General features: G+C 67.7%; 16 protein-coding genes. 6 read left to right on the top strand and 10 right to left on the bottom strand.

Going from position 1 to position 26,728, the window contains the following annotated elements; all coding sequences use genetic code 11:
* Position 1: 1 nt before the first annotated feature.
* The 3 genes from iolD to PMI01_RS10870 form a co-directional block, all read right to left on the bottom strand.
* Complete coding sequence (gene iolD, locus PMI01_RS10860; protein WP_007667995.1) at positions 2-1,849, bottom strand: 3D-(3,5/4)-trihydroxycyclohexane-1,2-dione acylhydrolase (decyclizing); 1,848 nt, start codon at positions 1,847-1,849, stop codon at positions 2-4.
* Complete coding sequence (iolC, locus tag PMI01_RS10865; RefSeq protein WP_007667996.1) at positions 1,849-3,774, bottom strand: bifunctional 5-dehydro-2-deoxygluconokinase/5-dehydro-2-deoxyphosphogluconate aldolase; 1,926 nt, start codon at positions 3,772-3,774, stop codon at positions 1,849-1,851. Before iolC ends, iolD begins: the two co-directional genes overlap by 1 nt.
* Before the next feature lie 114 nt (positions 3,775-3,888).
* Positions 3,889-4,776, bottom strand: a complete 888-nt coding sequence (locus PMI01_RS10870) for a MurR/RpiR family transcriptional regulator (protein WP_007667997.1) — start codon at positions 4,774-4,776, stop codon at positions 3,889-3,891.
* Between the two features lie 169 nt (positions 4,777-4,945).
* Here PMI01_RS10870 and iolG (PMI01_RS10875) point away from each other — a divergent pair, with 169 nt between their 5' ends.
* Both iolG (PMI01_RS10875) and iolG (PMI01_RS10880) read left to right on the top strand, forming a co-directional pair.
* On the top strand, positions 4,946-5,932 hold the full coding sequence (gene iolG / locus PMI01_RS10875) for an inositol 2-dehydrogenase (RefSeq protein ID WP_007667998.1): 987 nt from the start codon (positions 4,946-4,948) through the stop codon (positions 5,930-5,932).
* 15 nt (positions 5,933-5,947) lie between these two features.
* Positions 5,948-6,934: an inositol 2-dehydrogenase gene (gene iolG, locus PMI01_RS10880; protein WP_007667999.1), complete on the top strand. Its 987-nt coding sequence runs from the start codon at positions 5,948-5,950 to the stop codon at positions 6,932-6,934.
* Positions 6,935-7,104: 170 nt separating this feature from the next.
* On the opposite strand, the gene PMI01_RS10885 is transcribed toward iolG (PMI01_RS10880), so the two are convergent.
* Positions 7,105-8,334, bottom strand: coding sequence for a histidine-type phosphatase (locus PMI01_RS10885; RefSeq protein ID WP_238537041.1), 1,230 nt, complete (start codon positions 8,332-8,334; stop codon positions 7,105-7,107).
* A gap of 215 nt (positions 8,335-8,549) precedes the next feature.
* Here PMI01_RS10885 and PMI01_RS10890 point away from each other — a divergent pair, with 215 nt between their 5' ends.
* Positions 8,550-10,580, top strand: coding sequence for a phytase (locus PMI01_RS10890; protein ID WP_007668001.1), 2,031 nt, complete (start codon positions 8,550-8,552; stop codon positions 10,578-10,580).
* A gap of 102 nt (positions 10,581-10,682) precedes the next feature.
* Here PMI01_RS10890 and PMI01_RS10895 read toward each other — a convergent pair whose 3' ends face one another.
* The 6 genes from PMI01_RS10895 to PMI01_RS10920 form a co-directional block, all read right to left on the bottom strand.
* Positions 10,683-12,221 (bottom strand): FAD-dependent monooxygenase, encoded by a 1,539-nt coding sequence (locus tag PMI01_RS10895; RefSeq protein ID WP_007668002.1) that lies wholly within the window; start codon positions 12,219-12,221, stop codon positions 10,683-10,685.
* A gap of 299 nt (positions 12,222-12,520) precedes the next feature.
* Complete coding sequence (locus PMI01_RS10900; protein ID WP_007668003.1) at positions 12,521-13,405, bottom strand: alpha/beta hydrolase; 885 nt, start codon at positions 13,403-13,405, stop codon at positions 12,521-12,523.
* 14 nt (positions 13,406-13,419) lie between these two features.
* Positions 13,420-14,172 (bottom strand): SDR family NAD(P)-dependent oxidoreductase, encoded by a 753-nt coding sequence (locus tag PMI01_RS10905; RefSeq protein ID WP_007668004.1) that lies wholly within the window; start codon positions 14,170-14,172, stop codon positions 13,420-13,422.
* On the bottom strand, positions 14,172-15,482 hold the full coding sequence (locus PMI01_RS10910; protein ID WP_007668005.1) for an MFS transporter: 1,311 nt from the start codon (positions 15,480-15,482) through the stop codon (positions 14,172-14,174). Before PMI01_RS10910 ends, PMI01_RS10905 begins: the two co-directional genes overlap by 1 nt.
* On the bottom strand, positions 15,479-17,647 hold the full coding sequence (locus PMI01_RS10915; protein ID WP_007668006.1) for an alginate lyase family protein: 2,169 nt from the start codon (positions 17,645-17,647) through the stop codon (positions 15,479-15,481). The genes PMI01_RS10910 and PMI01_RS10915 overlap by 4 nt, the downstream gene beginning before the upstream one ends.
* A gap of 5 nt (positions 17,648-17,652) precedes the next feature.
* On the bottom strand, positions 17,653-19,833 hold the full coding sequence (locus PMI01_RS10920) for a polysaccharide lyase 6 family protein (protein WP_007668007.1): 2,181 nt from the start codon (positions 19,831-19,833) through the stop codon (positions 17,653-17,655).
* 380 nt (positions 19,834-20,213) lie between these two features.
* Here PMI01_RS10920 and PMI01_RS10925 point away from each other — a divergent pair, with 380 nt between their 5' ends.
* The 3 genes from PMI01_RS10925 to PMI01_RS10935 all read left to right on the top strand — a co-directional run bounded on the left by PMI01_RS10925 (position 20,214) and on the right by PMI01_RS10935 (position 26,446).
* Positions 20,214-23,552 carry a TonB-dependent receptor domain-containing protein gene (locus PMI01_RS10925; protein ID WP_007668008.1) on the top strand — a complete coding sequence of 1,113 codons (3,339 nt, stop codon included), beginning with the start codon at positions 20,214-20,216 and terminating at the stop codon, positions 23,550-23,552.
* 136 nt (positions 23,553-23,688) lie between these two features.
* Positions 23,689-24,426, top strand: coding sequence for a FadR/GntR family transcriptional regulator (locus tag PMI01_RS10930; RefSeq protein ID WP_238537042.1), 738 nt, complete (start codon positions 23,689-23,691; stop codon positions 24,424-24,426).
* 70 nt (positions 24,427-24,496) lie between these two features.
* Entirely contained in the window at positions 24,497-26,446 is a 1,950-nt protein-coding gene (locus tag PMI01_RS10935) for a sialate O-acetylesterase (RefSeq protein ID WP_007668015.1), read from the top strand.
* Positions 26,447-26,728 lie beyond the last annotated feature (282 nt).

Below are 26,728 nucleotides of genomic sequence, written 5' to 3' on the forward strand. Positions count from 1 at the left end.
TTTAGTCTCCCGTACGCTGTTGCTTGATCTTGTTTTCGTAGGCTTCGCGCGCCGCGTTCACGGCGGGCCGCACCGAGACCTCGGGCACCGCCACGTCCCACCACGCCCCGCCGCCCTCGGTGGTCGGCACGGGATCGGTGTCGATGACCATGACATAGGTCCGGTCGCTGGCCTTGGCGCGTTGCAGCGCCGCTTCCAGTTCCGCGAGATCGGCCACCTTCTCCGACCGCGCGCCGAGGCTCCTGGCATGGGCGGCGAAGTCGATGTCGGGCAGGGCCTGGTGGACGGTGTCGGCCAACAGGTTGTTGAACGGCGCCCCGCCGGTCGCGGACTGCAGCCGGTTGATGCAGCCGTAGCCTCGATTGTCGAGGACGGTGACGATCAGCTTGGTTCCCAGCATGACCGAGGTGGCCAACTCGGAATTGAGCATCAGATAGCTGCCGTCACCGACCATCACGTGGACCTCGCGGTCCGGCGCGGCCATCTTCACGCCGACGGCGCCGGCGATCTCGTAGCCCATGCATGAGAAGCCGTATTCGACGTGGTAGCCGCCGGGCTGCTTGGCGCGCCACAGCTTGTGCAGTTCGCCCGGCAGGCCGCCGGCCGCGCAGACCACCACCGCATTGTCGGACGCCGCGCGCCACACCGCGCCCAGCACCTGGGCGTCGGTCGGCAACGCGCGATCGTCGGGCGCCGTGGCGTCGTCGAAGATCGCGTTCCAGCCGGCGATGCGGCCCGTGCTCTCGTCCGTCCAGGCGGCCGGGACCTTCCAGCCGCCCAGCCGTTCGGTCAGGGCGGCGATCACCGCGCCGGCGTCGCCGACCACGCTGACCGCGCCGTGCTTGTGGGCGTCGTACGGGGCGACATTGACCTGGACCAGCTTGCGGCCCGCCGCGCCGAACAGGACCCGCGAACCGGTGGTGAAGTCCTGCAGGCGCGTGCCGATCCCGACGATCAGGTCGGCGGCCTCGGCGGCGGCGTTGGCGGCCAAACTGCCGGTGACGCCGACGCTGCCCAGGTTGCGCGGATGATCCCAGGCTAGCGAACCCTTGCCGCCCTGGGTCTCTGCGACCGGTACGCCGCTGTCGAAGGCCAGGGCCGCCAGAGCCGCCTCGGCGCGGGCGTACAGCACCCCGCCCCCGGCCACGATCAGCGGCGCCTTGGCGGCCTTGATCAGGGCGACCAGGTCGCCCAGCTCGCGCGAATCCGGCCGGGCGGCGCGGATACGCCAGACGCGCCTCCCGAAGAAGGCCTCCGGATAGTCGAACGCCTCGGCCTGGACGTCCTGACAGAAGGCCAGGGTCGCCGGGCCGCAGGTCGCCGGGTCCAGCATGGTGGCCAGGGCGCGCGGCAGGGCGTCGAGGATCTGCTCGGGCCGGACGATGCGGTCGAAATAGCGCGACACAGGCTTGAAGCAGTCGTTGGCGCTGATCGTGCCGTCGCCGAAATCCTCGACCTGCTGCAGCACCGGGTCGGGCCGTCGGCTGGCGTAGACGTCGCCGGGCAGGAACAGCACCGGCAGGCGATTGACGTGGGCCAGGGCGGCGGCGGTGACCATGTTGGTCGCGCCAGGACCGATCGAGCTGGTGCAGACCATGGCCTGCTCTCGCCGCGACTGCTTGGCGAAGGCGATGGCGGCATGAGCCATGCCCTGCTCGTTGTGAGCCCGATAGGTCGGCAGCACGTCGCGGACGCCATGCAGGGCTTCGCCCAGGCCGGCGACGTTGCCGTGACCAAAGATCGCCCAGACCCCGGCGAAGTACGGAACGACGCCCTGGCGGGTCTCGACATGCTGCTGGCTCAGCCAGCGGACGGTCGCCTGGGCGGCGGTGAGACGGATGGTGCTCATTACGCGGCCTTTTCCCCAGCGGCGCGGGCCCGACGCCAGGCTTCGACCAGCACCGACAGCTTGCCGGCCAGCGCCTTCACGGCCGCGTCGTCGTCGAGGCGGTCGCTCAGCCAGTCACGGGCCACATCGTAGAAGATGGTCCGGCCGACGGCGAAGCCCTTGATGATCGGAAAGCGCGCGGCGACCTCGAACGAGGCCAACAACTCGGCCTCGGGCGCGGACAGGCCCAGCAGCACCACGCCCCGACACAGAGGGTCATTTTCGTTGACCGCCAGTTCGATCTCGCGCCAGGCGGCCGGATCGGCGACGGGCTCCAGCTTCCACCAGTCGGGCCGCACGCCGATGGCGTAGAGCCGGCGGATGGCCCGGGCCACGGTGTGGGCGTCGCTGTCCATGCCCTTGGGCAGGATCACCTCGACCAGCAGCTCATGTCGGGTCTTGCGGCAGGCGTCGAACAGCCGAAGCAGCTGGCGCTCCTGCCGCTCGCGCAGATCGACCTCGTCGTCGGGATGGTAGAAGATCAGGCATTTGACCACGTGGTTCAGCGGCCACTCGGCCAACTCGGTGGCCACGTCGGCCGAACTCTCGAACACTAGCGGCCGTGACTTGGGCAGCTCGATCGGGCGGCCGATCCAGTATGGCCTGTCGGCGGCCTGGGCCAGGGCGTCAAAACCGAAGCGCCCGTCCAGCAGCACGCCGAACCGGTGGTCGCCGCCGGCCACAGCCTCGACGGCGCGCAGGGCCAGGGTCTTGAAGTGCGGGATGCGGTCGGCGTCGCCGCCGGTCTCGGCGATCAGGTCCTCGAACTGGCTGCGATGGTCCATGGCCAGGACCGTCAACTCCTCGTGCACGCCCTGACGGGTAGTGGCCCAGTGGGTGTGCTCGAGGTCCTTGTCCTCGCGCAGGCGGAACGGCCGCTCGCGCTCGCTCAGGAACTGCTCCAGTTCGATCCAGGTCGGCATGGCCGGGGCGCAGCCGTGGCGCGAGACGACGATGGCGCCGCAGGCGTTGCCCCACTCACAGCAAGTCTCGATCCGCTCGCCGCGCAGCCAGCCGCGCAGGAAGCCGGCCATGAAGGCGTCCCCCGCCCCCAGCACGTTGAACACCTCGACCTTGAAGCCGCGGGCGCTGACACCCTCGTCCAGGCTGTCCGGCACCGCGCCGGGAAAGGCCACGCAGCCGTCGGGACCGCGCTTGCAGACCAGCAGGGCGTCGGAGCGCTCGCGGATAGCCCGCAGGGCGGCGATGGTGTCGGTCGCGCCGCCCAGGATGTGGATCTCTTCCTCCGTGCCGACAATCAGGTCGCACAGGGTCAGGACTTCCTGCAGCTTGCGGGTGACGTCCTGGTTCTCGACGAAGCGGTTCTCGCCGGCGTCCTTGCCGGTCAGACCCCACAGCACCGGGCGGTAGTCGATGTCGAAGGCCACCCGGCCGCCAGCGGCCTTGACCGCGCGGGCCGCCTTCAGGCTGGCCGCGTAGACGCCGGGCTGGGACAGGTGCGTGCCGTTGATCAGCACCGCCCCGGCCCGGACGAACCAGGCCTCGTCGACGTCGCCGGCCTCCAGCGCCATGTCGGCGCAGTTCTCGCGGTAGAAGATCAGCGGGAAGGTGTCGCGGTCGCGGATGCCCAGGACGACCAGGGCGGTCAGCCGCTCGGCGTCGGTCAGCACCCCGGCCACGTCGACGCCCTCGCGGGCCAGCTGTTCGCGGATGAAGCGGCCCATGTGGTCGGCGCCGACCTTCGTCAGCAGGCCGGTCTTCAGGCCCAGGCGCGCGCCGCCCGAGGCGGTGTTTGTCGGGCTGCCGCCCAGATACTTGGCGAAGGAGGCCATGTCCTCCAGCCGGCCGCCGATCTGCTGGCCGTAGAGGTCCACGCTGGAACGGCCCACGGCGATCAGATCGAGAGTTTTAGCGTCCTGCGCCATGCCAGTTCCACGTCACTTGGAGCCGGCTCCCCGCCGGCGATATGTAACGCATATTCCAACTCTGGAACGCTTGCAATATCCATTTCATTTTGAGGGTGAAATGGAACAGGTCGTTCAGGCCGACTTGGCCGCCTTGGCCGAACGTCCCTTGGCGCGCGAGCTCTCGAAGGCGAATCCGATGACCAGGGCCTGGGCCAGGCAGATCGAGGCGGCCAGCGACCGGAAGGTCCGCACCTCCGATTCGCGCACGTGCAGCACCACGGTGGCCGGCTTGGCGATCGGACTGACCAGGCTGTCACTGATCGACAGGATCGACGCGCCGCGCGCCGCCGCCATCTCAACCGCCTGGATCGTCTCCTCGGCGTAGGGGTGGTAGCTGACGGCGATCAGCACGTCCTTGGGGCCGATGGTCTGGACCTGCTGCTTGGTCAGGCCCGCCACCCCGTCGATGAACAGGGTGCGCTTGTTCACCTGCTGCAGCGAATAGGCCAGGTACGAGGCTACCGGGAACGAGCGGCGAAAGCCGACCACATAGACCGTCTCGGCCTTGTCGATCAGCTTCACGGCCTTGGCCATGTCCTCTTCGCTGACCGTCTGGGCCAGGTTCTGCAGGGCCAGGGTGTTGCCTTCCACGAACTCGGCCAGCACGTCGGCTCCGCCGTCAGGCTTCTTGGCCACCGCTTCGTTGAAGTGGCGCACCCGCTCGCCGTAGCCCAGCGCCGCATGGCCCGACAGCAGGCCGTCGCGGAACAGCCGCTGCATCTGGCTGGCGCCCGGATAGCCGAAGGTCTTGGCGAAGCGGACGATGGCCGAGGGCTGCACGCCGCAGCGCTCGGAGATCACCGCCAGGGTCTCCAGCGCCATCTCGTTGGGCTCGTCGAGCACGTAGCGGGCGATCTGTTGCAGGCGCTTGCTCAGCGAGTCGTAGCGCTCGAGGATCGCCGCGCGCAGCTCCTCGGCCGTCTTGGGCGCGGTTTCCAACGCCGGGGTCGCTTCGTCCATCGGTCCCTCGATATGATCGCTCAAGTTTTAGAATATCCGTTCCGCGCCCGAACACAAACGCACCAGATTCGCCGCCGCGTTCCACTTTCCATCTGGAAGGAATTTTTGTTCTACATTACACCGGAATGGAACGTGGCCCGCGGAGCCGCCGGAACGGGGAGCGACAGGCATGATCAAGGTGGCGCAACTGGGCGCGGGACGCATGGGGGCGATCCACGCCCGCAACGCCGCCGCCAATCCCCGCCTGGACCTGGTCGCCCTGGTCGACCCCCGCCCCGAGGTCGCCGGCCCGCTGGCCCAGGCGCTGGGCGCGCGGCTGGCCAGCTTCGACGCAGTGCTGGCTGATCCGGACATCAAGGGGATCATCGTCGCCAGCTCCACCGACGCCCATCTCGACAACGCCCTGGACGCCCTGCGGGCGGGCAAGAGGGTGTTCTGCGAAAAGCCGTTGGACCTGGACCTGGCTCGGCTGCTGACCGCCTCGGGAGAGCTCGAAAAGGCCGAGGGCAAGCTGTTCGTGGCCTTCAACCGACGCTTCGACCCGCACTACCAGGCCTTGAAGGCCAAGATCGACAGCGGCCAGATCGGCGAGGTGGAAAGCCTGCACATCGTCAACCACGACCCGGCCACCCCGCCCCCGGCTTTCATCCCGACCAGCGGCGGCCTGTTCAAGGACTTCACCATCCACGACTTCGACCTGGCCTCCTGGCTGATGGGCGAGCGTCCGATCGAGGTGTTCGCCTGGGCCAGCTGCCTGATCGATCCGGAGATCGGCCGCCTGGGCGACGTCGACACCGCCAAGGTCGTCCTGACCACCGCGACCGGCCGCCTGTGCATGATCAGCAACAGCCGCCGCAGCGGCTACGGCTATGACCAGCGCATCGAGGCCTTCGGCGCCAAGGGCGCGGCGCGGGTCGACAACCTGACCAACACCGCCGTCTCGGTATGGAGCGAGGCCGGCGCCCAGGCCGACCGGTTTCCGTTCGCCTTCATTGACCGCTACGCCGGCGCCTACGCCGCCGAGATGGATCATTTCGCCGACATCCTGGAAGGCAAGGCCGCACCGGAAACCGGTTTCGCCGCCAGCGTCGCCGCCCTGGAACTGGCCGAAGCCGCCGCCTGCTCGGCGGCGACCGGCGCCCCCGTCAGACTCTAGAATATCGAGGTTCCCATGTACGATATCGCCATCCTGGGCGCCGGCCGCATCGGCCGCATCCACGCCAAGAACGTCGGCGGCCAGCCCGGCCTGCGCCTGAAATACGTGGTCGACCCGGTCGCGGCGGCCGCCGACGACCTGGCGGCCGAGATCGGCGCGACCGTCACCGATCTGGAGACCGCCCTGAACGATCCCGCCGTCGCCGGCGTCATCGTCGCCAGCTCCACCGACACCCACCTCGACTACTGCCTCAAGGCCGTGGCGGCGGGCAAGGCGGTGTTCTGCGAGAAGCCGATCGACCTGGACCTGGCCCGCGCCCGCTCGGCGCAAGGCCTGCTGGGCGGCAAGGACGTCAAGCTGTTCCTGGGCTTCAACCGGCGCTTTGATCCCAATTTCCAGGGCCTGAAGGCCCGGTTGGCCGGCGGCGTCGTGGGCGCGCTGGAGACCGTGCACATCACCAGCCACGACCCGGCCCCGCCGCCGGTGTCGTACGTGAAGGTGTCGGGCGGCCTGTTCAAGGACATGGCCATCCACGACTTCGACATGGCCCGCTGGCTGTTGGACGAGCCGGTGACCGAGGTGTTCGCCGCAGCCAGTTGCCTGGTCGATCCGGCCATCGGCGAGGCTGGCGACGTCGACACCGCCAAGATCCTCTTGCGCACGGCCTCGGACAAGATCTGCGTGATCTCCAACAGCCGCCGCAGCGGCTACGGCTACGACCAGCGCATCGAGGCGTTCGGCGCCAAGGGCCTGGTGCGGGCCGACAACGTCATGGAAAGCACCGTCTCGGTCTGGGGCGAGGCCGGCGCGGCCACCGACAGCTTCCAGAACTTCTTCCTGGACCGCTACGCTGAAGCCTATCGCCGCGAGATGGCGCACTTCGCGGGGATCCTGCGCGGGGACGAGCTGCCGTCGGTGGGCTATGCCGACGGCGTCGAGGCCCTGGCCCTGGCCGAGGCGGCAGGCCAGTCGGCGCGGACCGGTCAGGTCGTGAAGCTCTAGACCGTCGTCCTCGTAGCCGACGCATGAGGGCCGCGCGGGCGGACACCGCGCGGCCCTTTTTTCGTTCTGACCTCCGACAGTTCGGGTCCGGCTTCGCCGGAAGGAAGCACGCGAAAAAACAGCGGCCCCCTCGCGAGGGCCGCCGCGCAGTTTCACCAAGATCGAGAGGTTCAGTTCTTCGCGGGATCAGCCAGCTTGCCGCCAACGATCTTCCTGAACGTTTCCAGCGGGCACACCGTGGCGTCGCCCTTCACGCCGCAGCCCGGGATCGGGAAGTACGAGAAGGCCGGCGGATTGACGGCGGTCAGGGGCTGCAGCTCGCGCAGCTGGTCCATGCTCTGGGCGGTGTAGTAGGCGCGGACGAAGGCGTGGCCGCCGCCGTCCTTCAGCAACTCGAAACCCATGGCGCCGCCGGGCGGCGGATCGTCGCGCGGATAGTCGGCGGCGGTGAAGTGGGCGTCGAAGAAGGCGCGCAGGGCGGCGATGTTGGTGTCGTGGCCGACCAGCAGGGTCAGGCGGCCGGTGTCGGCCTCGCCGTTCAGGGCCGACAGCACGCGCTTGGCGATCGGGGCGGCATAGCGCTCGGCGATGTAGGGCGCGCCGACCTCGTAGTTGAACTTCACCGGATGGAAGCGGAGCATGGCCTGGATGTCGGCCTTGGACGCGCGTCCCCAGCCGACCTGGTCCATCGGCTTACCCTCGACATACTCCAGAAGGACCGTCTGGCCGCCCGTCGAGGCGATCGACAGGGCGCCTTCCAGGTCGGGGCTGTCGCCCTTGTTGCCCTTCAGCCCGGACGGCCGCTTGGCGAGGTCGCAGCCGGCCTTGGTGGCCGGATCGCAGCCCAGCACCCTTTGCAGGACCGCGAAGTCCGCCGCGTGGATGCGCGCCTCGGCGTGAACGCCGGGTTTCCGGCGCTCGGCGGCCTTCAGCGCGACCGCGCCGTCGATGCCTTCCGCCGGATGGAAGACGGGATCGTCGTCCTCGGTCTGGGGATGGTCGACGACGATGCCGCAGCCGGGCTGCAGGCCTTCGACGAACGACTCCGCAGTCTTGATGGCGCGCGACTTGCCGCTGGCCCAGACCACGATCTCGCCCTTGGGCGCGCAGCCGTCGCGCGGGATCAGGCCGCGCGCGCCCAGGAAGGTGCGGTTATAGACCCCCATCAGCCGCGCGCCCTCGGCTCCGTGCGGGGTCAGCTCGCCGAACGGTGTGGTCCAGGTCGACCAGGGCTGGGCGGTCGTGCCTTCCGGCGTGGCCGGCGACTTGGTCGGCGGACGCACGCTGTGACGCATCAGCATGACCACACGATCCAGCTTCAGGTCGCCGGTCGGGCCGCCGGTCGACGCGGCGCTCGCCGGGCTCGCGATCAGGGGCGCGGCGATCATCGCGGCCGTCATCAGTGCGTATCGAAGTCTCGCCATAACGCCTCCCTCGCCGCTCACCCTTGGCGGCGTGCTTGTTGACCGAGTTGTACGAACAGATATTCTATTTTGCAACTTGATTAGAATTTTCAGTGCAATTTTTGTCGCCAAACCGTGTTTCGTCAGCGAGACGTCAGGGCCGGCGATCTAGCCAGGTCGCACGATTTCAGATGCGACATCAGGGGGACCACATGATCCATCGCCGCACTCGCTTCACCGCCGCCAGCGCCTTGGCTCTGTTGATCGCCGCCCCGGCGCTGGCCCAGACATCGAGCGCCCAGGTCACCGTTGCGCCGGTCGGCGCGACGACGCCTGCCGCGCAGGGCGGCGCCAACGCCGCCGCCCTGCTCTACAACGCCGCCGACCCGACCAAGAGCGTCCTCGCCGCCACCGCCGAACTGGGCGGGCTGGCGTTCTACGGCCTGGACGGACAGCGCCGCTCGGCCCTGCCCGGCGGCGAGACCTATGGCGTGGACGTGCGCGACGACTTGATCGCGGTGCTGGATCGCAAGGACGGCCGCCTGCGCCTGTCGCGATACGACTTCACCACCGGCGCCGCGGCCAGCCTCGACGCCCGCCCGCTGACCCTGGGCTACGCCGGCGAGGGTCTGTGCCTGCACAGGAGCGCCCGCGACGGCGCGCTCTACGCCTTCACGCTGGGCGGCGAAGGCCAGCTGGACCAATGGCTGCTGTTCCAGGCCGCAGACGGCAAGCTGGACGGGCGCATCGTGCGACGCCTGCACCTGTCGTCCGAAGCCAAGTACTGCGTCGCCGATGACGCCAGCGGCGCGCTCTATGTCGCCCAGCAGGCGGTCGGGATCTGGCGCTACGACGCCGATCCGGAGGCCGAGGCCGTGGCCACCGTGATCGACATCAACCGCCTGGGCCGCATCCAGGGCGAGGTCGGCGGCCTGGCCGTCCTGAATGGCGGCGCCCAGGGAAACTACCTTGTGGCCGCCAACGCCGATGCGGGCGACTACAACGTCTATGACCGCAACGCCGACGACAAGTTCCTGGGCGCCTTCCGCATCCAGGCCGCCAGCGCGGACCTGCTAGAGGCCCCCTCGGGCCTGTTCGGCCTGCGCGCCCCCGCCGGCGCGGGCCTGCCGGCCGGCGCCCTGCTGGTCACCGACGACCGCAAGGTCGGCGCCAACACCCAGGTGCTGTCGTGGAAGGATGTCGCCGCCGCCCTGAACGTCTCGCCCGGAGCCGACACCCCGACGGTCGCGCCCAGCAAGCTGACCTTGGTGACGGCGACGATGGAGACCCGGCCGGTCGACCACGGCGGCGACGCCGCCGATGATCCGGCGATCTACGTCCACCCGACCGATCCGGCCAAGAGCGCCATCATCGCCACCGACAAGAAGGGCGGCATGCTGGTCTACGACCTGTCGGGCAAGCTTCTGCAGCACCTCCCCGACGGCAAGATGAACAATGTCGACCTGCGCCACGGCTTCAAGCTGGCCGGCAAGAGCGTCACTCTGGTCACGGCCAGCGACCGCACCCACAAGGCCGTCGCGATCTATACGATCGATCCCGAGACCCGGCTGCTGACCAGCGTCGCCGATGGCGTCCAGGCCACAGGCCTCTCGGACCCCTACGGTCTTTGCATGTATCGCAACCGCAAGGGCGCGACCTTCGTCTTCATCAGCGATCCGAACGGCCTGGTCCGGCAGTGGAAGCTGGTCGCCACCCCGGCCGGCAAGGTCCGCGCCCAGCCGGTGCGCGACGTCAAGTTCGACACCCAGACCGAGGGCTGCGTCGCCGACGACGAGACCGGCAAGCTCTATGTCGCCGAGGAGGACGTCGCGCTGTGGACGCTGGGCGCCGAACCCGCGACCGGAACGGCGCGCAAGGCCGTGGCGCGCGTCGCCGACAATCCTGCCCTGAAGGATGATCTGGAGGGCGTGGGTCTGTACGCCCAGGCCGGCGGCAAGGGCTATCTGGTGGTCTCCAGCCAGGGCAACAACAGCTACGCCCTGTTCCGCCGCGAGGGCGACAATGCCTATGTCGGCAGCTTCGCCGTGATCGCCGACGGGGCCAGCGGTATAGACGGCATCTCCGAGACCGACGGGCTGGAGGTCACCAGCGCTTCGTTGGGCGCGGGCCTGGAGGGCGGCGCCTTCGTCGCCCAGGACGGCCGCAACGTCTCTCCGCCCGAGAACCAGAACTTCAAGCTGGTGCCCTGGTCGACGATCGCCAGGAAGCTGGGGCTGAACTGAGCCGGCGCCTATCGGCGCCAATTGCGAACCTTGGCGCCACTGCCAAAACGCGACCTGCAGCGCGGCCCGCGATAACGTTGGTTCCTCGGCTTCAATCGCAATTCATGGTTCGCCGATCCACCGCAAAGCGGCCCGAGGCAGGCCTTCATCATCGCCGGCGATCTCGCTGACCCAAACGACGACGCCATCCGGACGGACGAGCACGGCGCTTAGGCCTAGCCGATCCTCCGGCTCTCTGGCGACGTAAGATACCCGCCCTTGCCAACGGTGGGCGAATGATTGAAGCGGCGCGCCGGAGGCAAAGTCCAGCAGCAGGGCCTTCCCGTCACGCAATCGTTCGCCCGTCCTGGGACCACCTGAAAAAGCGAAGTCGGGAACGCTACGGCCGACCAAAGGATGGTTCGAGCCGAGATCATAGCGCAGCGATACGTTCCAGACCTTCTCGGCGAAATAGGTGGCGCCGTCGCCCGTGGCGATGAGGTCACGGATGACGGCCTCCAAAGCACGGGTGCTTGGCGTGGGCCTCATCAGGGCGACCTGGGCGCGCGACCAGTCGAGAATGCGGGCGCCTTCAGGGAGACGCTCGGCGGCATAGCTGTCGAGCAGCGCCGCAGGCGCCTCACCGCGGATGGTGGCGGCAAGCTTCCAGCCAAGATTCATGGCGTCGCCGATGCCGAGGTTCAACCCTTGGCCACCGAGCGGCGAATGGATATGCGCCGCGTCGCCCGCCAGCAGCACGCGCGCCCGGCGATATTCCGTCGCCTGGAAGGCTCGATCGGTCCAGGTCGCGGCGAGCTTGAGGGCGACTATGGTGACATCGACACCCGAAACCCGTCGCAGCACCGCCTGCACATGATCGAGCGTGAGCGGCTGGGTCCGATGAGCAGCCCCGCCGTCGAAATCGACCATGGCGATCACGCCAGGCCGCGCATATGTGTACATGCCGGTCGCGGTGTAGGTTCGCCCGGGGATGAGCGCGTCGGGATCGGCCAGCTCGACCTCGACCGAATACCCGGTGAACTCAGGATCGGTGCCGACGAAGGCGAAGCCGCCGGCCTTGCGCACAATGCTGCGGCCGCCATCGCATCCGACCAGCCATCGGCCGTGGAGGCTTTCGCCGCCGACTTGGACGGTGACGCCCTCGTCCGACTGCTCAAGGCCCTCGACCCGCGCGCCGCGCCAGATCTCGGCGCCCATGGCGGTCGCCCGTTCGGCCAGAACGGTTTCCAGAGACTGCATGTCTACCGCCAGGTTGACGTCTGCCGACCCCGGCAGTCGATATGGCCAGCGGGCAGTATCGACCTGCTCATGGAAAAACTGGATGCCGGCGAAATGGCCGGCGGGGCGACGCGGCGTCTGCATCCAATGGGAGGCGGCCTTGGCGGCGCCAGTGGACTGGTTGGAGCGTTGCGCGGCTTCGACCGCGTTCAAGAGGTCTCGACGGTCGAGGGCTTCGAGCGTCGGCGCCGATAGGCCGCGCATGCCGAACGGCAGCCCCTTGAGCGGGGAACGCGGATTCGCGGCCTGTTCGAGGACCACGACGGAAACGCCGGCAAGCCTTAGCTCACAGGCGAGAAGGAGCCCAACCGGGCCAGCGCCGGCGATGACGACGTCATGGGTGTAAGGATGATGGATAGGCATAGTCGCTCCTTGGTCGATGGTGTTCGACCGGAGCGTTCCTCGAGCAGGAGATCGCGCGGACGAACGACGGGCGCTCGCCAGAGCGTCCAAAGTTCGTCGCGGGGATCCCAGGCGCGAAGCCAAAGACCAGAGCTTTCGTTACCGAAAGGACTTGGGCTTACCAGACCAAGTCTGCCTTTTCCGACGGGGCGTACATAGCGGAATGGCCTGCGGCCTTCAATCGCAGCCTTCGTTCGACAAGCGCCAGAAGCTGACCTTGGCCCCGCGCCGGAAAGCCGACACTTGGCCAGCGCTTAGCGCTAGCGAGCGCCAACTACCCTGGTCATCGTCAGAAATTCCAGGGCCTCGCGTTCGATCTTGTCCTGCTCCTCTTTTGGGAACTTGCCATGCACGCCCCCCGGCACAGGGTGGAGGAGGTTTTGAACGCCAGCCTTATCTAGGTCCGCCTTCAGCGCCAGCGAAGCCTCGTAAGGCACGGTCGGGTCCGCATCCCCATGAACGATGAAGACAGGTGGCTGGCTTTTACGCACGTACGCCGCCGGCGACATCGTCGTCCATAGGGACTCCGGCCCTTCACCGATCCAACGCGCGGTCGACGGGCTCTTGAACGCGCCGGGAAGGTCTGGCCGCAGGTGATAGGGTCCGTAGAAATCGAGGATCGCCGGAACGGTCGGCTGGTCGCGGCAGGCGGGCAGGTCGATGTCGTTGTTCCTGGGCAGCATGCCGGCCATCAAGGCCAAGTGACCGCCTGCCGAGGCGCCGTAGGGTACAATCCGCTTGGCGTCGAAGCCGTACGCCTTGGCGTTGGCCTTCACCCACGACAGGGCGCAGCGCACATCCTGCACCGCCGCAGGCGCGGGCGCGACGTCGGTCAGGCGATACTCAACCGTGACCACCGAGAACCCCGCCGCCAGATAGGCGCGGAAGCCGCCCCATCCAGCCGGCTTCTCGCCCTTCCACCACGCGCCGCCATGGATGTAGACCAGCACCGGGCGTGGACCCTTGAACGCGGTGTTGCGGTAGACGTCGAGATGCAGGTCCTTGCCGCTGGGCTGCAGGTAGACGACGTCCCTGGTCGCCTCCGGCGCCGTGACCGGGATTCGCGTCACGGGGTCGGTCGGGGTCTGGGCGGCGACGGGCGTCGCGCCCAGCAGGGCGATGGCGGCGAGAGCCTTGGCGATCATCGACGTCTCTCCCATCAGCTCATCAGCAGGCCGCCGTTGATGTCCAGGCAGACCCCCGTGAGGAAGCTGGACTCGTCGCTGGCCAGATAGGCCACCGCGTCGGCGATCTCGGGCGCGCGGCCCTCGCGGCGCAGCGGGGTGCCGGCGGCGACACGGGCGCGGACCTCGTCCTTGGAGAACGTGTCGTGGAAAGTTGTCCCGATCATGCCCGGGCACAGGGCGTTGACGCGGATGCCGTTGGGACCCAGTTCCTTGGCCATGGCCTTGGTGAAGGTCATGATCGCGCCCTTGGCCGTGGCGTAGGCCGTGGCGCCGGGACCGCCGCCGTCCTTGCCGGCCTGCGAGGACAGGTTCACGATCGCGGCGCCGGCGGTCATGTGCGGGACCGCCGCCTGGGTGGTCAGGAACACCGAGGTCAGGTTCAGGCGCATGACGTGGTCGAAGAAGGCCTCGTCCATCTCGCCCAGCGTCTTGCGGGCCACCATGCCCCCGGCGACATTGACTAGGGCGCCGATAGGGCCACCGAAGGTCGATACGGCCGTATCGATCAGCGCCTGGACGTCGGCGGCGGAGGTCATATCGCCTTTCAGGATGAGCGCGCGGCCGCCGGCCGCCTCGATCTCTGCGAGGGTCGCCTTGGCGCCCTCTTCGCTGCCGAAATAGTTGACGGCGACATTGGCGCCTTCGGCCGCCAGCTTCAGCGACACGGCCTTGCCGATATCGCGTGCGCCGCCGGTGACGATGACGGTCTTGTTGTTGAGGCGCATCAGGAATTTGCTCCGTTGGAAGTGGGGACCGAAAGGGCGGGATCGACGAGGCGTTCGCCTCGGCCGCCCAAGAGCCAGATGGACAGGATGGAAAGGGGAACCAGGCTGGCGCCCATGGCGAAGACCGGGGCGTAGCTGACCTTTGTGGCGACCGGGACGATCCAGGTGGTGATCAGCACCCCGACCACGGCGGCGGTGCCGCTGATCCCGGCCAGCGAACCGACCGACCGGGGCAGGTAGTCGCTGGGCAGGGTCTGAATGTTGTTGATGGCGACCTGGAAGCCGAAGAGGATCACGGCGATCAGCAGCACCGCGTGCAGCGGCGAGGACGCGCCGATGGTCAGCAGCAGGGCCGGCAGCATGAAGACGCCGCCCAGGGTGATCGCCCACTTGCGGGCCTTGACCGGCTGCCAGCCGCGACCGATCAGCCAGCCGGAGATCCAGCCGCCGAACAGGCTGCCCGCCGCAGCGCCGACATAGGGCACCCAGCCGAACAGGCCAATCTGCTTGATGTCGAAGCCGAAGCGCTCGGCCAGGTAGATCGGCAGCCATGAGACGAACAGCCACCAGACCGGGTCGATGAAGAAGCGGGCCAGGATCAGGCCCCAGGCTTCGCGGTGGCGCAGCAAGCCCCACCACGTGGGCCTATAGTCGATCTCGGTGTCGCCGGAAGCCGGGCGCTGGCCGGTCAGTATGTGCTGGCGTTCTTCGGCGGACAGCCACGGATGGTCCTCGGGCGCGGCGCGGCAGACGATGGCCCACGGGACCACCCACAGGACGCCCAGCAGGCCGATGACCATGAAGGTCGCGCGCCAGCCGAAGGTCAGGAACAGCCAGGCGATCAGCGGCGCGGAGATGATCGCTCCCACCGAGGCGCCGGCGTTGAAGATGCCCTGGGCGAAGGCGCGCTCGCGGACCGGGAACCACTCGGCGTTGGCCTTGGCCGCGCCGGGCCAGTTGCCGGCCTCGCTGACGCCCAAGGTGGCGCGCAGCACACCGAGCGTCAGGATCGACCGCGCGACTGAGTGCAGGGCGATCGAGGCCGACCAGGCCAGGATCGACAGCATGAAGCCGACCCGCGTGCCCAGGGCGTCGAAGATTTTGCCGAAGATCGTCTGGCCGGTGGCGTAGGACAGCATGAAGCAGGTCAGGATGAGGGCGTATTCTTCCTTGCCGACGCCCATGTCCTTAGAGATCTGCGGCCACATCACGGCCAGCGCGTTGCGGTCGATGTAGTTGATCACCGTGGCCAGGCCGACCATGCCGACGATCAGCCAGCGAAGGCCCTTGAACCTCATCTGGCGGCTCATTGCACGGGCTCCGCTACGCCAGAGAAGCCGGTCCAGGCATAGGCGCCGTGGGGAGTCACGATCCGATGGCGCTTGGCGGGATCGCGATCCCAGGAGACGCCGATCGCCAAGCTCTTGCCGGAGTTCAGGCGGATGAAGACGAGGTCCGCGCCGTTCTCCGACACGCGCTCGACCGCCTTCACGGACGAGATGGTGTCGCGGGCGTATTCCTCTGCGGCGCTGTAGGCGCCGTGCGGCTCAAGCACCCCCGCTAGCGTGAAGCTGTCCTTGTCGTCGCCGCGCAGGACGAAGGCCCGCTCGTTGCGGAGATTGTAGTTGGGGTCGTCGGCGCCCAGCTCGGTCAGGACCACCTGGTCGACGTCGCTGGAGGCGAAGACGTAGTCGTAGAACCGGCCCTGGTTGAACCAGGAGACGCGCGCCCCGTCCTTCACCGGCGCGCGGCCACGATCCCACAAGTGCTGGTAGCCGTCGGCCTTGCCGAGCGGCTTCAGTTCGCTGGTCCCGCCCAGGAACTTCAGGCCGGAGTCGACGATCTGGCCGTCATAGTGCAGCGGCAGGTCGAAGCGGTGCTTGCCGCCCCCCTCTCCGCGCACGAGGTCCAGCACGATCGGACGCCCGACCTCGGGCCGGTCGATCAGAGCCATGGCGCGGCGATAGCGCACGCCCGGCCAGGCGTCCTCGATGCTGGCGGCGGTCATCTGGACGCCGTCCTTGGCGGCGAAGGCCAGGATCGTGGGCCAATGCTTTTCGCCGGTGTCGGTGTTGGCGCCGAACTGGCTCTTCTCGTCGACCACCAGCGTGTTGTGGGCGACCGTCTGCTGGGCCCAACTGTCGTTTTCGGGCAGGTAGCGGCCGCCGGCCTTGGCCTCGACGTTCAGGAACCGCGCCGCGCCATAGTCGGTCACGACCTCGCGGCCCGCGTCGTAGAACTGCCAGGACAGCTTGTCGAAATGGCCGTGTCCCATGCCCTGGGAGGTGGCCTTGAACACCAGCGCCTGGTCCTTGGCCTTCGGACCCGACCGCAGGATGACCAGCGCGCCCTTGTCGCCCTTGGCCCCGTCGCGAAGCTCCATCGACGCGAACGGGAACGGCCTGGCCTCGCCGCGCGCGATGCCGGCGGCGACGTCGCGGCCTTCGGGGCTGAGCACCACGGAGCCTTGCTGGATGGCGATCGACAGCAAGGCTGGGTCCCGCGTCGCGGCATAGGTCACCGCCACGCCGTGGACCAGCTCCGGGGTGTCGAGCCCTTTGTCCTTGATGGCGTCGTTGATCGGGAATAGCAGGCCGCCATAGCTCTGCTGGATGGTGGCGTAGACGGCCTTGCGCAGCACGCCGTCGCGATAGTCGAGTATCTTGCGCGACGGGTCGTGGCGCTGGATGGACTGGGCCAGCAGCAGGAACGGCGACAGGGCGTAGCGCTGGTAGTACGGGCCTTCAGCGTAGTAGCCGTCAGGCGAAAACAGCTCTTCCAACTGCTTGTAGAAGCCCGACTTGCCCGAACCGTCCAGGCCATACAGCGCCTGGTTGACCAGGCCCTGGTCGCCGATCGCGTAGCCGGTCATGCCGACCGCCGCCAGCGCCCAGGTGCCGTGGTTGTGGATGCTGTCGAAGGTCTTGGGCGAGCCGGTCGACAGGAACGCCGCCATCGGCCGGAACACGCCGGCCTCGATGGTCGCGCGGTCGGCGGCCGGGATGGCGTCCTTGACCGCCTCGTAGCCCTGGATCGCATTGACCAGCCAGACGCTATCGTTCAGCACCTGCCAGAACAGCTTGCCCGGGACCTGATTGGCGCGCTTGGGGTGCAGCGGCAGAGACGGATAGAGCTTGGCGTAGTCCAGCAGCACGCGCCGCACCAACTCGGCATAGGCCTTGTCGCCGGTCTGCCGGTACAGCATCCCCGCCTCATAGATCAGGCGGTAGTTGTCCTTGTGCCGCTCGTGCGTGTAGCCGCCGCCGGCGTCGGCCGGGACCGGCACGTCGATGGCCTTGCGCAGCTGCGGATCCACGAAAGCCTCGCTCTTGGCTAGGGTGGCGGCGAACAGGGGGGGCGCTTGAACAGCCGCGCCGGCCGCTCGCTTGGGCGGCGTGGGCGTGGCGGCCTGAGCCGCTCCGGCGAGAGCCAGGACCGCAAGGCCCGCGTAGAACTTCGCTTTAAGCTTGGGCATCTGACCTACTTGCGCTGATCGACGATCTCGAGCGCCGCGCCGCTGTTGCCGGCCTCGCTGAGATCGGGCTTGCCGACGTGGACGGTGACGCGGACCGGGGCCGCGCGTTCGAAGAGATTGCCATCGAGCTTCACGACCTGGACGCCGTCCAGTCGCATCGACGGCTGGCCCGGCGCGACGTTGCGAAACGTCGAGCCCTTGACGCGAACCTGTGGGCCAAAGGTGCTCTCGTCCGTCCCGCCCCGCACGAGATCGAGCACGGGTCCGCCCAGGTGTGTGAACTGACTGCCGGCGACGTCGACCCTCTCGGCGCCGTAGAGGCCATCGGTCTCGCCGGCGAGATCGAGCACCGTCCCGCTGATGTCGGCGAAGCGCGAACCGCTGATCGTCACATGGTCGGCGAAAGCGCCCTTCTCCCCCCTCAGGACGGCGAACGCCTTGCCGCCTAGATGCGAGACCTCAGTGTCGACCAGCTCGACGGCGTAGTTGTTCAATGGGGCGCTGGGGCTTACGCGGATCACGGCGTTGCCGATCGCGTCCGGCGCGTTGACGCCCGACAGGCGCAGGCCCTGCAGCTTCAGAGCGCCCGTGCCGATTAGGTTGAACAGGGTCGTATGATCGAAGGTCACGACCGGTTCGGCGCCTTTCCCGGCGCGAAAGGTCAGGGGCTGGCGGACCTCGACGACGCGACCCTCGGCATAGTCGCCGCTCGCCAGTTCGATGATGTCCCCGGCCTTGGCCCTGACAGCGATGGCCGCCAGCTGGTCCTGGCCCGGCTTGATCTTAAGAACGCGGCCGCTGTCGAAGGCCACGGCCCGGTCACTCTTGGGATACCAGGCCACGCCGGTCTCCTCGCGGGTCAGCAGCCTGCCCGGCGCCTGAAGGCCCAGGGCCTTGCGCGCGGCGGCGTCCGGATAGACACGGCCATCGGGCAGGGTGTGGCGACCGATCGCCTTGGCCTCGAAGCCCGAAGCGCCGGTCGGCGGCGCAACCCCGTCGATCGTGTTGCCTACGAAAGTCAGGCCGTCGATCGGCGCCATGGCCTTGAAGATCGCTTCGCCGCCTACGCCGAGGAAGACGTTGCCCGACAGCGTGCTCCGGGCCGGCGGCAAGGTGCGTTCCTGGTCCGCGCCGGCGCCGAACAGCACCTGCCTCACATCGACGAAGACGTTTTTCTCAATGCGCGCGTCGAGCACTTGGTTGTAGCGATTGAGCGGCGAGTTCGGGACGCCATTCATCATCACCAGCGCCGCGGTGAAGCCATCGCCCCGCAGGCCCTGGAAGTAGTTGTTGCGCACTGTCTGGCCGGCGTTGATCACCCGCACGCCGCCGGTATGAGCCAGGCCGCCCCCCAGGAAGACGTTGTCCTCGACCAGATTGTCGTCGCCATGGCGCAGCGCCAGCGCCCCTTGCGAGCGGACGAAGACGTTGCGGCGATAGATATTGCCGCCTGACTTGTTCGAGACGATCTCGACCTCGCCGCTGCAGCCCTCGAAATAGTTGTCCTCGACCACGGTCAGGGAGCGGGTGCGCGAGAACGGGCTGGTCCCGACCCGGATCGTCTCGCCCCCGTTGGACCCCAGCGGGGGGCGCGGGCCGAAATAGTTGTGGTCGATGCGGTGATGGTTCTGCTGGCTCTCGGCCGAGCTCAGCACCACGGCCAGGGTCACGCCGTTGTTCAGTTTGCCCTGCAGGTGGTTGTGGTCGAAGCGGTTGTTCTGGCCATAGAGACCGATCCAGTAATCCTCGGCAACGCGGTCGGGCTTGTTGAACCCGTCGATCACCGTCTCTGTGACGCGGGAGTCGAAGGCCAGCGCCTGATTGTCCTTGCGGAACGAGATGACCTCGGACGATGGACTAAAGCCGTCCTTGAAGGTCAGGCCCGAGACGACCAGATGCCGGCCGGCGATGCGCAGGTTGGACTTGCCGGAGATCACGACCTTGCCGGGGGTCTGGGCCCGCAGGGTGATCGGCCTGACGGCCGTTCCCTCGCCGGTGAACACCATCTCAAAATCGCTCCAGACGCCATTGGCCAGCACCACCGAGTCGCCGGGGACCGAAGCCCGCACCGCCGCCCCGAAGGCTTCCGGCGTGCGCACCAGACGTTCGGCCGCGTAGGCTTGGACCGAGCCGGCCAGGGCGCCCAGGCCCATCAAGGTGGCAAGGCTCGAGCGCAGGTTTCTCAATCGACGTCCTCCCCGCCCGAAGCCGTGACCGCTTCCTGTGCCCGTCAAACCCGCGCCGCGCGACCTGCGCGTCGGATGACAAGGACACATCAGTCCGACCATTTGAGCGATAAGCTGTCAACCACTTTGTCGACCAATTTTAGGCGACACGCAAACCGCAGCCTGAACGACGAGGATTTTCCGCAGGCGCTCAGCGGCCACTTCTGCGCTGAACAGCGTCGAACCGAGGCGGTCGGCCGCGGGAAGCCAGGCCTTGCTAGGCCCTGATCGGGGAACGCTCTGGGAAAACTGCGTGCTGGGGAGTTGACATTCGCTTTCAAGAGGTCAACCAAATAGGTAAGCCAAATATAGAAAATTGGTATCCGGGGAGGATGAGAACTATGGACACCCATCCACGGCGCGCCGGTGTGCGCGCCATGCTGCTGGCATCGACCTGCCTGATCATCGGCTCGGGCTTCGGCCAAGCCTTCGCGCAGGAAGCGCCGGCGTCGCAGGACCCCAACGCGACCAAGGACGCCCAGGAGGTCGAGGCTGTCGTCGTCACCGGCTACCGCGCCTCGCTGCAGAGCGCGCTGAATGTCAAACGTCAGTCGGACGTCATGATCGACGCCATCAACGCCGAGGACATCGCCGACTTCCCGGACGCCAACCTCGCCGAGTCGTTGCAGCGCATCCCCGGCATCTCGATCGATCGCGACAACGGCGAAGGGCGGACCATCACCGTTCGCGGGCTGGGCGGCGACTTCACCCGCGTGCGCATCAACAACCTCGAGGCGCTGTCGACGGCGGGCACCAACGACACCAATTCCACCGCGATCAATTCCACCCGGACGTTCGATTTCAACGTCTTCGCCTCGGAACTCTTCAACAGCCTAAAGGTGCGCAAGACCGCCTCGGCCGAGACCGATGAAGGCTCGCTCGGCGCCACGGTCGACCTGCAGACCGGCCGACCGTTCGACTATCGCCAGGACCGCTACGCGCTCTCGGTCGAGGACGCCTACTACCAGAACGGCAAGCACCACAATCCACGCCTGGCGGGCCTGTTCTCCAAGCGCTTCGCCAACGACAAGATGGGCTTCCTGGCCTCGGCGGCCTATTCGGAGAAGGACTCCGAAACCGATCAGTACCGCCGCCAGATCGTGACGGGCGAATATGTCTATCGCTCCGCCACCTGGGCGACGTTGGAAAACCCGCGCCGCGCCGGTTTCTCAGCGCCGGTCGGGACGCTGTTCACCAACCGCATCTCGAATCCGACGGCGACGAACCCCGGTACGGTGTCGGCCACGCCCGCCATCACAAACCCGGCCTATATCGACGCGGTGACCGGCTCGGATCCGGCCGCCTATGCCTTGCTCCATCCGTCGCTGGACGGCTCGCAGATCATCTTCCCCGCCCTGGCCGGCCCCGAGCAACAGGACCTGCACCAAAAGCGGCTGGGCCTCACCGCGTCCTACCAATGGGACATCTCCTCCCGGACGCGCCTCACCATCGACGGGCTGCATTCGAACCAGAAGAGCACTTCGACGCTGAACCAGTTGCTGCCGTTCGGCTTGAACCGCAACAACACCAACGCGACCTACGCCACGGCCAATGCGGCGACCGCGCTGAACTCCAAGCGCGGCCTCTACCCGGGCACCTGCACCTACACGGCCGGCGGGCCCTTCGCCTCGCCGATCGACTGCGGCCAGGCCACCTATGGCGGCGCGCTCGTCGCCGGCACCAGCTTCTCGTACAACCCCAACAATCTCGACGTTTACGACTACTACAACTCGCCCGTCTCGCGCGGCTATGTCCCCTCTGCGGACGGCCTGGCCATGCGCGCCCAGCAGATCGGTCGCCCGGCGACGGATGTGCTGGCCGCCCATGTCACCAACGGGGTCGCTGACTATCTGCAGCTGCGGAACCTGGACTGGGCCGCCCGCGCCGACCAGGGCAGCTACAACACCAATTTCGACCAGATCTCGGTCAACCTGACCCATGAGTTCAGTGACCGGTTCAGGGCCGACTTCACCTACGGCGCCTCGCGGTCCAAACTTAATTCCTACGGCAAGATGGCCGAGTGGGGCCAGTTCGACCAGCCGGCCACTTTCACCTATGACGAGCGCGGCGGCGGCGACATGCCGTTGTTCGACGCCGGCTTCAACGCCGCCGATCCCAACCAGTGGACGATCCTCAAGGGGGTCTCGTTCCTGCGCTACCACAAGAAGGTCGTCGAAAACCGCTACAACTCGTGGAAGGCCGACTTCACCTGGGAGCTCAACGACAACCTAACCCTGAAGTTCGGCGGCACCCAGCGCGACTATCGCTTCTCGACCTCGCAGACCGAGCGCCAGAACGTCCAGATCAACCCGACCGAAAAGGAAGCGGGCGTCTCGATCGCCAGCCTCGGTAAGGTCATCGATTTCGGCCAGGGCCTGGATGTGCCCGCCGGTACGACGACGTCGTGGTTCGGCCCCGACATCCAGAAGTTCGACGACCTGTTCGGCTTCACCTGCGAGTGCATTAACAAGTGGGGCGACTGGCGCCTCACCCAGTTCCGCCAGCAGGGCCGGGAGACCTTCGCCGTGCGCGAGCAGACCGAAGGCGCCTACGGCCAGCTCAACTTCAACTACGACTTCCTGGGCGGCTGGAACACCTTCGGCAACATCGGCGTGCGCTACGCCAAGACCGACGTGGACTCGACCGGCCGCTCGACCGGCGGCCGCACCGTCCAGGGCGGCAATTCCTATTCGGACGTACTGCCATCGTTCAACATCGCCATTCGCCCGCGCGACGACCTCTACTTCCGCTTCGGCGGAGCCCAGACCATGTCGCGCCCGACCCTGCAGCAGCTGGCGCCGACCATCACCCAGCTGACGATCCCCGAGGGCGGGATGACGTCCGGCGCCACCCTGACGATCGGCAATCCCAAGCTGTCGCCCTTCCGGGCCAACAATTTCGACGCCGCCGTGGAGTGGTACTACGCCGAGGGCGGCCTGATCTCGGTGGCCGTGTTCAAGAAGAAGATCGGCTCCTATCCGCAGACCGTGCGCTTCGCCGCGCCGCTGTCGACCTTCCTCGACGCCGAGGGGCTTGCCAGCCTGATCGAGCAGTTCGGCGCCAACAGCGACCAGGCCGCCTATATCCGCGGCGACTACGATGCGACCGCGCGCCAGTTCCGCGACGCTCCCGGCGGGGAGTTGAAGGGCTGGGAGGTCAACTACCAGCAGGCCTTCACCTTCCTGCCCGGACTGCTGAAGAACACGGGCATCCAGCTCAACGCCACCCACATCCAGTCCGAGCTCACCTACATCCTGGATCCCGGCACCGACACGACCCCGGCGACCCTGGGCAAGGCCCCGTGGCTAGGTGCGTCGCCCAACGCCGTCAACCTGACAGTCTATTACGAGGACGAGCGCATCAACACGCGCGTGTCCCTAGCCCAGCGCGACAGCTACTACACCACCTACCCGCTGGTGGCCGGCGCCTGCGCGCCCGGCGTCGTCGGCGGCGTGGCGTGCGATACGCCGCTGATCAACGACTTCGGCGGCTCCAAGGACACGCTGAACGTCGACTTCGCGTTCAGCTACAAGCTGTCGAACCAGGCGTCCTTCTCGATCGAGGGCTTGAACATGACCAACCAAGCGACCAGCCGGTACTACTACGCCGACAATCCGGTGGCCGCGCTCTACGGCTCGCCCGGGCGGCAGTTCACGGTGGGCTTGCGTTTCAAGCACTAGGCTTTGGCCTATCAGGGGTATACCGCTTTGGTTCACCCCTGATAGAACCTTCCAATGTCCCATCAGCCCGGGTTGGGAACGCCGAGTCGTCTCAAGGCGACACGGACGAGCGGCAGCGGAGCATCGGCGGATGACCATGGATAGGCGTTACCAACAGGTCGCAAAGCAGATCATCGAGCTCATCGAGTCCGGTGAGTTCGCCCCGGGCAGCCGACTGCCTGGCGAGCGCGAACTGGCCGAACGGCTCGGCGTGTCGCGCGTCACTGTGCGGGAAGCCGAGATCGCCCTCGAGGCTCAGGGCTACATCGCCGTCAAGACGGGCTCGGGCGTCTATGTCCGCCCCCGCCGGCCAACAGACCTGTCGCCCTTGACCGAGATCGACGCGTTCGAACTGACGACGGTCCGCGCGGTCGTCGAGGCGGAGTCGGCGGCGCTGGCGGCGCTGAACATGCCCCCGGAGTCCCTGGCGCTGCTGGAAGAGACCATGCGGGTGATGGCGGGCAACGACGAGGCGGCCGAAGAGGCTGACGAGCGCTTCCATCTGCTGATCGCCGAGAACAGCGGCAGTCCCATCATCGAGCATTTCGTGCGCACCCTCTGGCGGATGCGCAACGAGGCGCCGCGGGTCGTCCAGGTCTACAGCAACGTCTGCAAGAGCGGATTCGAGGACCGGATCGAGGAGCATCGGGCGGTGCTCGACGCCATCCGCAACCGCGATCCCAACGCCGCGCGGCTGGCGATGCGCGAGCACTTCAGCCGCCTCTTCGAAGCCATGCTGGCGGCCGAGGAGACCGAGGCCATCGTGCAACTGCGCCGCAAGGCGCTGCAGCACCGCGACCGCTTCAAGCTTTCCGTGCAGCACGGCGCCGCCTGACGGCTGAACGGCAGACAGACCACACAAGACTGGGCGGACGAAGCCCAGCCGACGACATCGAGGAAACGGCATGAAACGCTTTGCCGCTCTGGCCTTGGCCGGAACCCTTGGCTGCGGCCCGGCTCTGTCCGAGACTCCCCGCTTCACCAATCTCTTTGGCGATCACGCGGTCCTTCAGAGGGGCCAACCGGTTCGGCTCAACGGCCGAGCCGACCCCGGCGCCGTCCTGAGCGTCGAGATCGGCGGCCAGAGCCTGGCGACGACCGCCGATGCGAACGGGCGGTGGGCGATGACGACCAAGCCCATGGACGCCGGCGGCCCCCACACGCTTTCCGTCTCCGACGGCCGCGATCAAACCGTGCTCAGCGACGTCATGATCGGCGAGGTCTGGTTCTGCTCCGGCCAGTCGAACATGGGCCTCAAGCTGCAAGACGCGACCAACGGCGGCAACGAGGTCCGGGACTCCGAGAACCCACTGCTGCGGTTCACCGATGTCGGGCGCGATGTCGCCCCGCGCCCGCTCGACGAGGCCAAGGCCGTCAGCGGCTGGACCCTGGCGGCGCCGGCGAGCGTCGGTCCGGCCTCGGCCGCCTGCTACTTCATGGCCAAGGCGCTGCAAGCCCACTTCGGCGTGACGGTCGGCTTCATCACGTCGACCTGGGGCGGCACCCAGACCCAGGCCTGGATCGGCGAGGCCGGACTGCGTTCCCTCAAGACCTATGACGACGCGCTGGATCGCCTGGACCTCTACGCCAAGGATCCGCAGGCCGGCGAGGCGCGGCAGGCGCGCTATTTCGAAGCCTGGTGGACGGCCCACGAGCCGGACGCCAAGGCCAAGGCCGCCTGGGCCCGGCCCGATTTCGACGACGCCGGCTGGAAGCCGGTCCATCCGACAAGGGTTTGGGAGCGCCTCGGCGACCCGGAACTGAGCAGCTTCAACGGCGCGGTCTGGTATCGCACCGCCGTCACCCTGACCAAGGCCCAGGCGGAGGGCGCCACGCGTATCGCCCTGGGCCTGATCGACGACAGCGACACCACCTTCGTCAACGGCGTGCGCGTCGGCGGCATCGAGGGACGCACCACGCGCCGCAGCTACGCCCTGCCCAAGGGCCTGCTCGTGGCGGGCCGGAACGTCGTCGCGGTCCGGGTGCTGGATTCGGGCGGCTCCGGCGGCCTCTACGACACCGACGACCAGCGCTTCCTGGCCTTGGCGGACGGATCGAAGGCCCCGCTGCCGCAAGCCTGGCGCTATCGCGTCTCCGCGCCGCTGGACGCCCTGGGCGATGTTCCGCTGACCCCCTGGGATCCGACCAAGGGCACGGGCAGCCTGTACAACGCCATGGTCGCGCCCGTGACGTCCTATACTGTCAAGGGCATCGCCTGGTATCAGGGCGAGTCCAACGTCCATGACCCGGCCGGTTTCGGTCGTCTTCTGCCGGCGCTGATCCGGCAGTGGCGCGCCGCGTTCGGCGAGACCGACCTGCCCTTCGTGCTCGCCCAGCTGCCGAGCTACGGCCCCGTCAGCGACCGCCCGGGCGCATCGAACACCGCCGAGGTGCGCGAACAGCAGCGGCGGACGGCCCAGACGCTTGACCGTGTGGGCTTAACCTCGATCATCGACATCGGCGACCGCTACGACATTCATCCTGGCCAGAAGACCGTCGTGGGCGCCCGGTTGGCCTTGACCGCCCGGCGCGTGGCCTATGGTGAGACGGTGGCGCAGAGCCCCTCCCCCGTGACCGTGATGCGTTCGGGCGACGATCTGGTCGTGCGCTTCAGCGACGCCGCGGACGGCCTGCGCACGTACAGCAGCGACACCGCCATCGGCTTCGAGGTCTGCGACCGCGACCGCCGATGCCGCTACGCATCCGCGATGGCCGCGGGGGACCGCGTGACGCTGTCCGGCGTCAATCGGCCCGAAATCCGCGCCATCCGCTATGCCTGGAGCGACGCCCCGTTCGTCAACCTGTTCAACAGCGAAGACCTGCCCGTGGGGCCTTTCGAGATTTCGGTCGACTAGCAACGCGCGGGGCGGACGCCCCTTCGCGTATCGGGATGCAGACGCGCTGGGAACTAGCGGTCGAGTCCGCGCCACTAACGGACTCTCAGGTCGCGCCAGAAATACGACCTTCGGCCCGGCGCTCCAAGGGCGATGAACGACCCAAGTCGGACCTTTGAACCGTCAGTTTCTGAAATCCAAAAACCATCTCGTCCTTCCCTCCCCCTTGTGGGGAGGGTGGCCCGCGTAGCGGGTCGGGTGGGGGATCGGTGCAGGGCATCTTGCGGCGGTGAAGCCCCACCC

Origin of the sequence: Caulobacter sp. AP07, from assembly GCF_000281955.1 — a bacterium.
Lineage (GTDB): Bacteria > Pseudomonadota > Alphaproteobacteria > Caulobacterales > Caulobacteraceae > Caulobacter.

What these genes read in the sequence shown, in the direction of transcription:
- iolD (WP_007667995.1), bottom strand. Translation starts at nt 1,849, where the DNA reads ATGAGCACCATCCGTCTCACCGCCGCCCAGGCGACCGTCCGCTGGCTG.
- iolC (WP_007667996.1), bottom strand. Translation starts at nt 3,774, where the DNA reads ATGGCGCAGGACGCTAAAACTCTCGATCTGATCGCCGTGGGCCGTTCC.
- PMI01_RS10870 (WP_007667997.1), bottom strand. Translation starts at nt 4,776, where the DNA reads ATGGACGAAGCGACCCCGGCGTTGGAAACCGCGCCCAAGACGGCCGAG.
- iolG (WP_007667998.1), top strand. Translation starts at nt 4,946, where the DNA reads ATGATCAAGGTGGCGCAACTGGGCGCGGGACGCATGGGGGCGATCCAC.
- iolG (WP_007667999.1), top strand. Translation starts at nt 5,948, where the DNA reads ATGTACGATATCGCCATCCTGGGCGCCGGCCGCATCGGCCGCATCCAC.
- PMI01_RS10885 (WP_238537041.1), bottom strand. Translation starts at nt 8,334, where the DNA reads ATGACGGCCGCGATGATCGCCGCGCCCCTGATCGCGAGCCCGGCGAGC.
- PMI01_RS10890 (WP_007668001.1), top strand. Translation starts at nt 8,550, where the DNA reads ATGATCCATCGCCGCACTCGCTTCACCGCCGCCAGCGCCTTGGCTCTG.
- PMI01_RS10895 (WP_007668002.1), bottom strand. Translation starts at nt 12,221, where the DNA reads ATGCCTATCCATCATCCTTACACCCATGACGTCGTCATCGCCGGCGCT.
- PMI01_RS10900 (WP_007668003.1), bottom strand. Translation starts at nt 13,405, where the DNA reads ATGATCGCCAAGGCTCTCGCCGCCATCGCCCTGCTGGGCGCGACGCCC.
- PMI01_RS10905 (WP_007668004.1), bottom strand. Translation starts at nt 14,172, where the DNA reads ATGCGCCTCAACAACAAGACCGTCATCGTCACCGGCGGCGCACGCGAT.
- PMI01_RS10910 (WP_007668005.1), bottom strand. Translation starts at nt 15,482, where the DNA reads ATGAGCCGCCAGATGAGGTTCAAGGGCCTTCGCTGGCTGATCGTCGGC.
- PMI01_RS10915 (WP_007668006.1), bottom strand. Translation starts at nt 17,647, where the DNA reads ATGCCCAAGCTTAAAGCGAAGTTCTACGCGGGCCTTGCGGTCCTGGCT.
- PMI01_RS10925 (WP_007668008.1), top strand. Translation starts at nt 20,214, where the DNA reads ATGGACACCCATCCACGGCGCGCCGGTGTGCGCGCCATGCTGCTGGCA.
- PMI01_RS10930 (WP_238537042.1), top strand. Translation starts at nt 23,689, where the DNA reads ATGGATAGGCGTTACCAACAGGTCGCAAAGCAGATCATCGAGCTCATC.
- PMI01_RS10935 (WP_007668015.1), top strand. Translation starts at nt 24,497, where the DNA reads ATGAAACGCTTTGCCGCTCTGGCCTTGGCCGGAACCCTTGGCTGCGGC.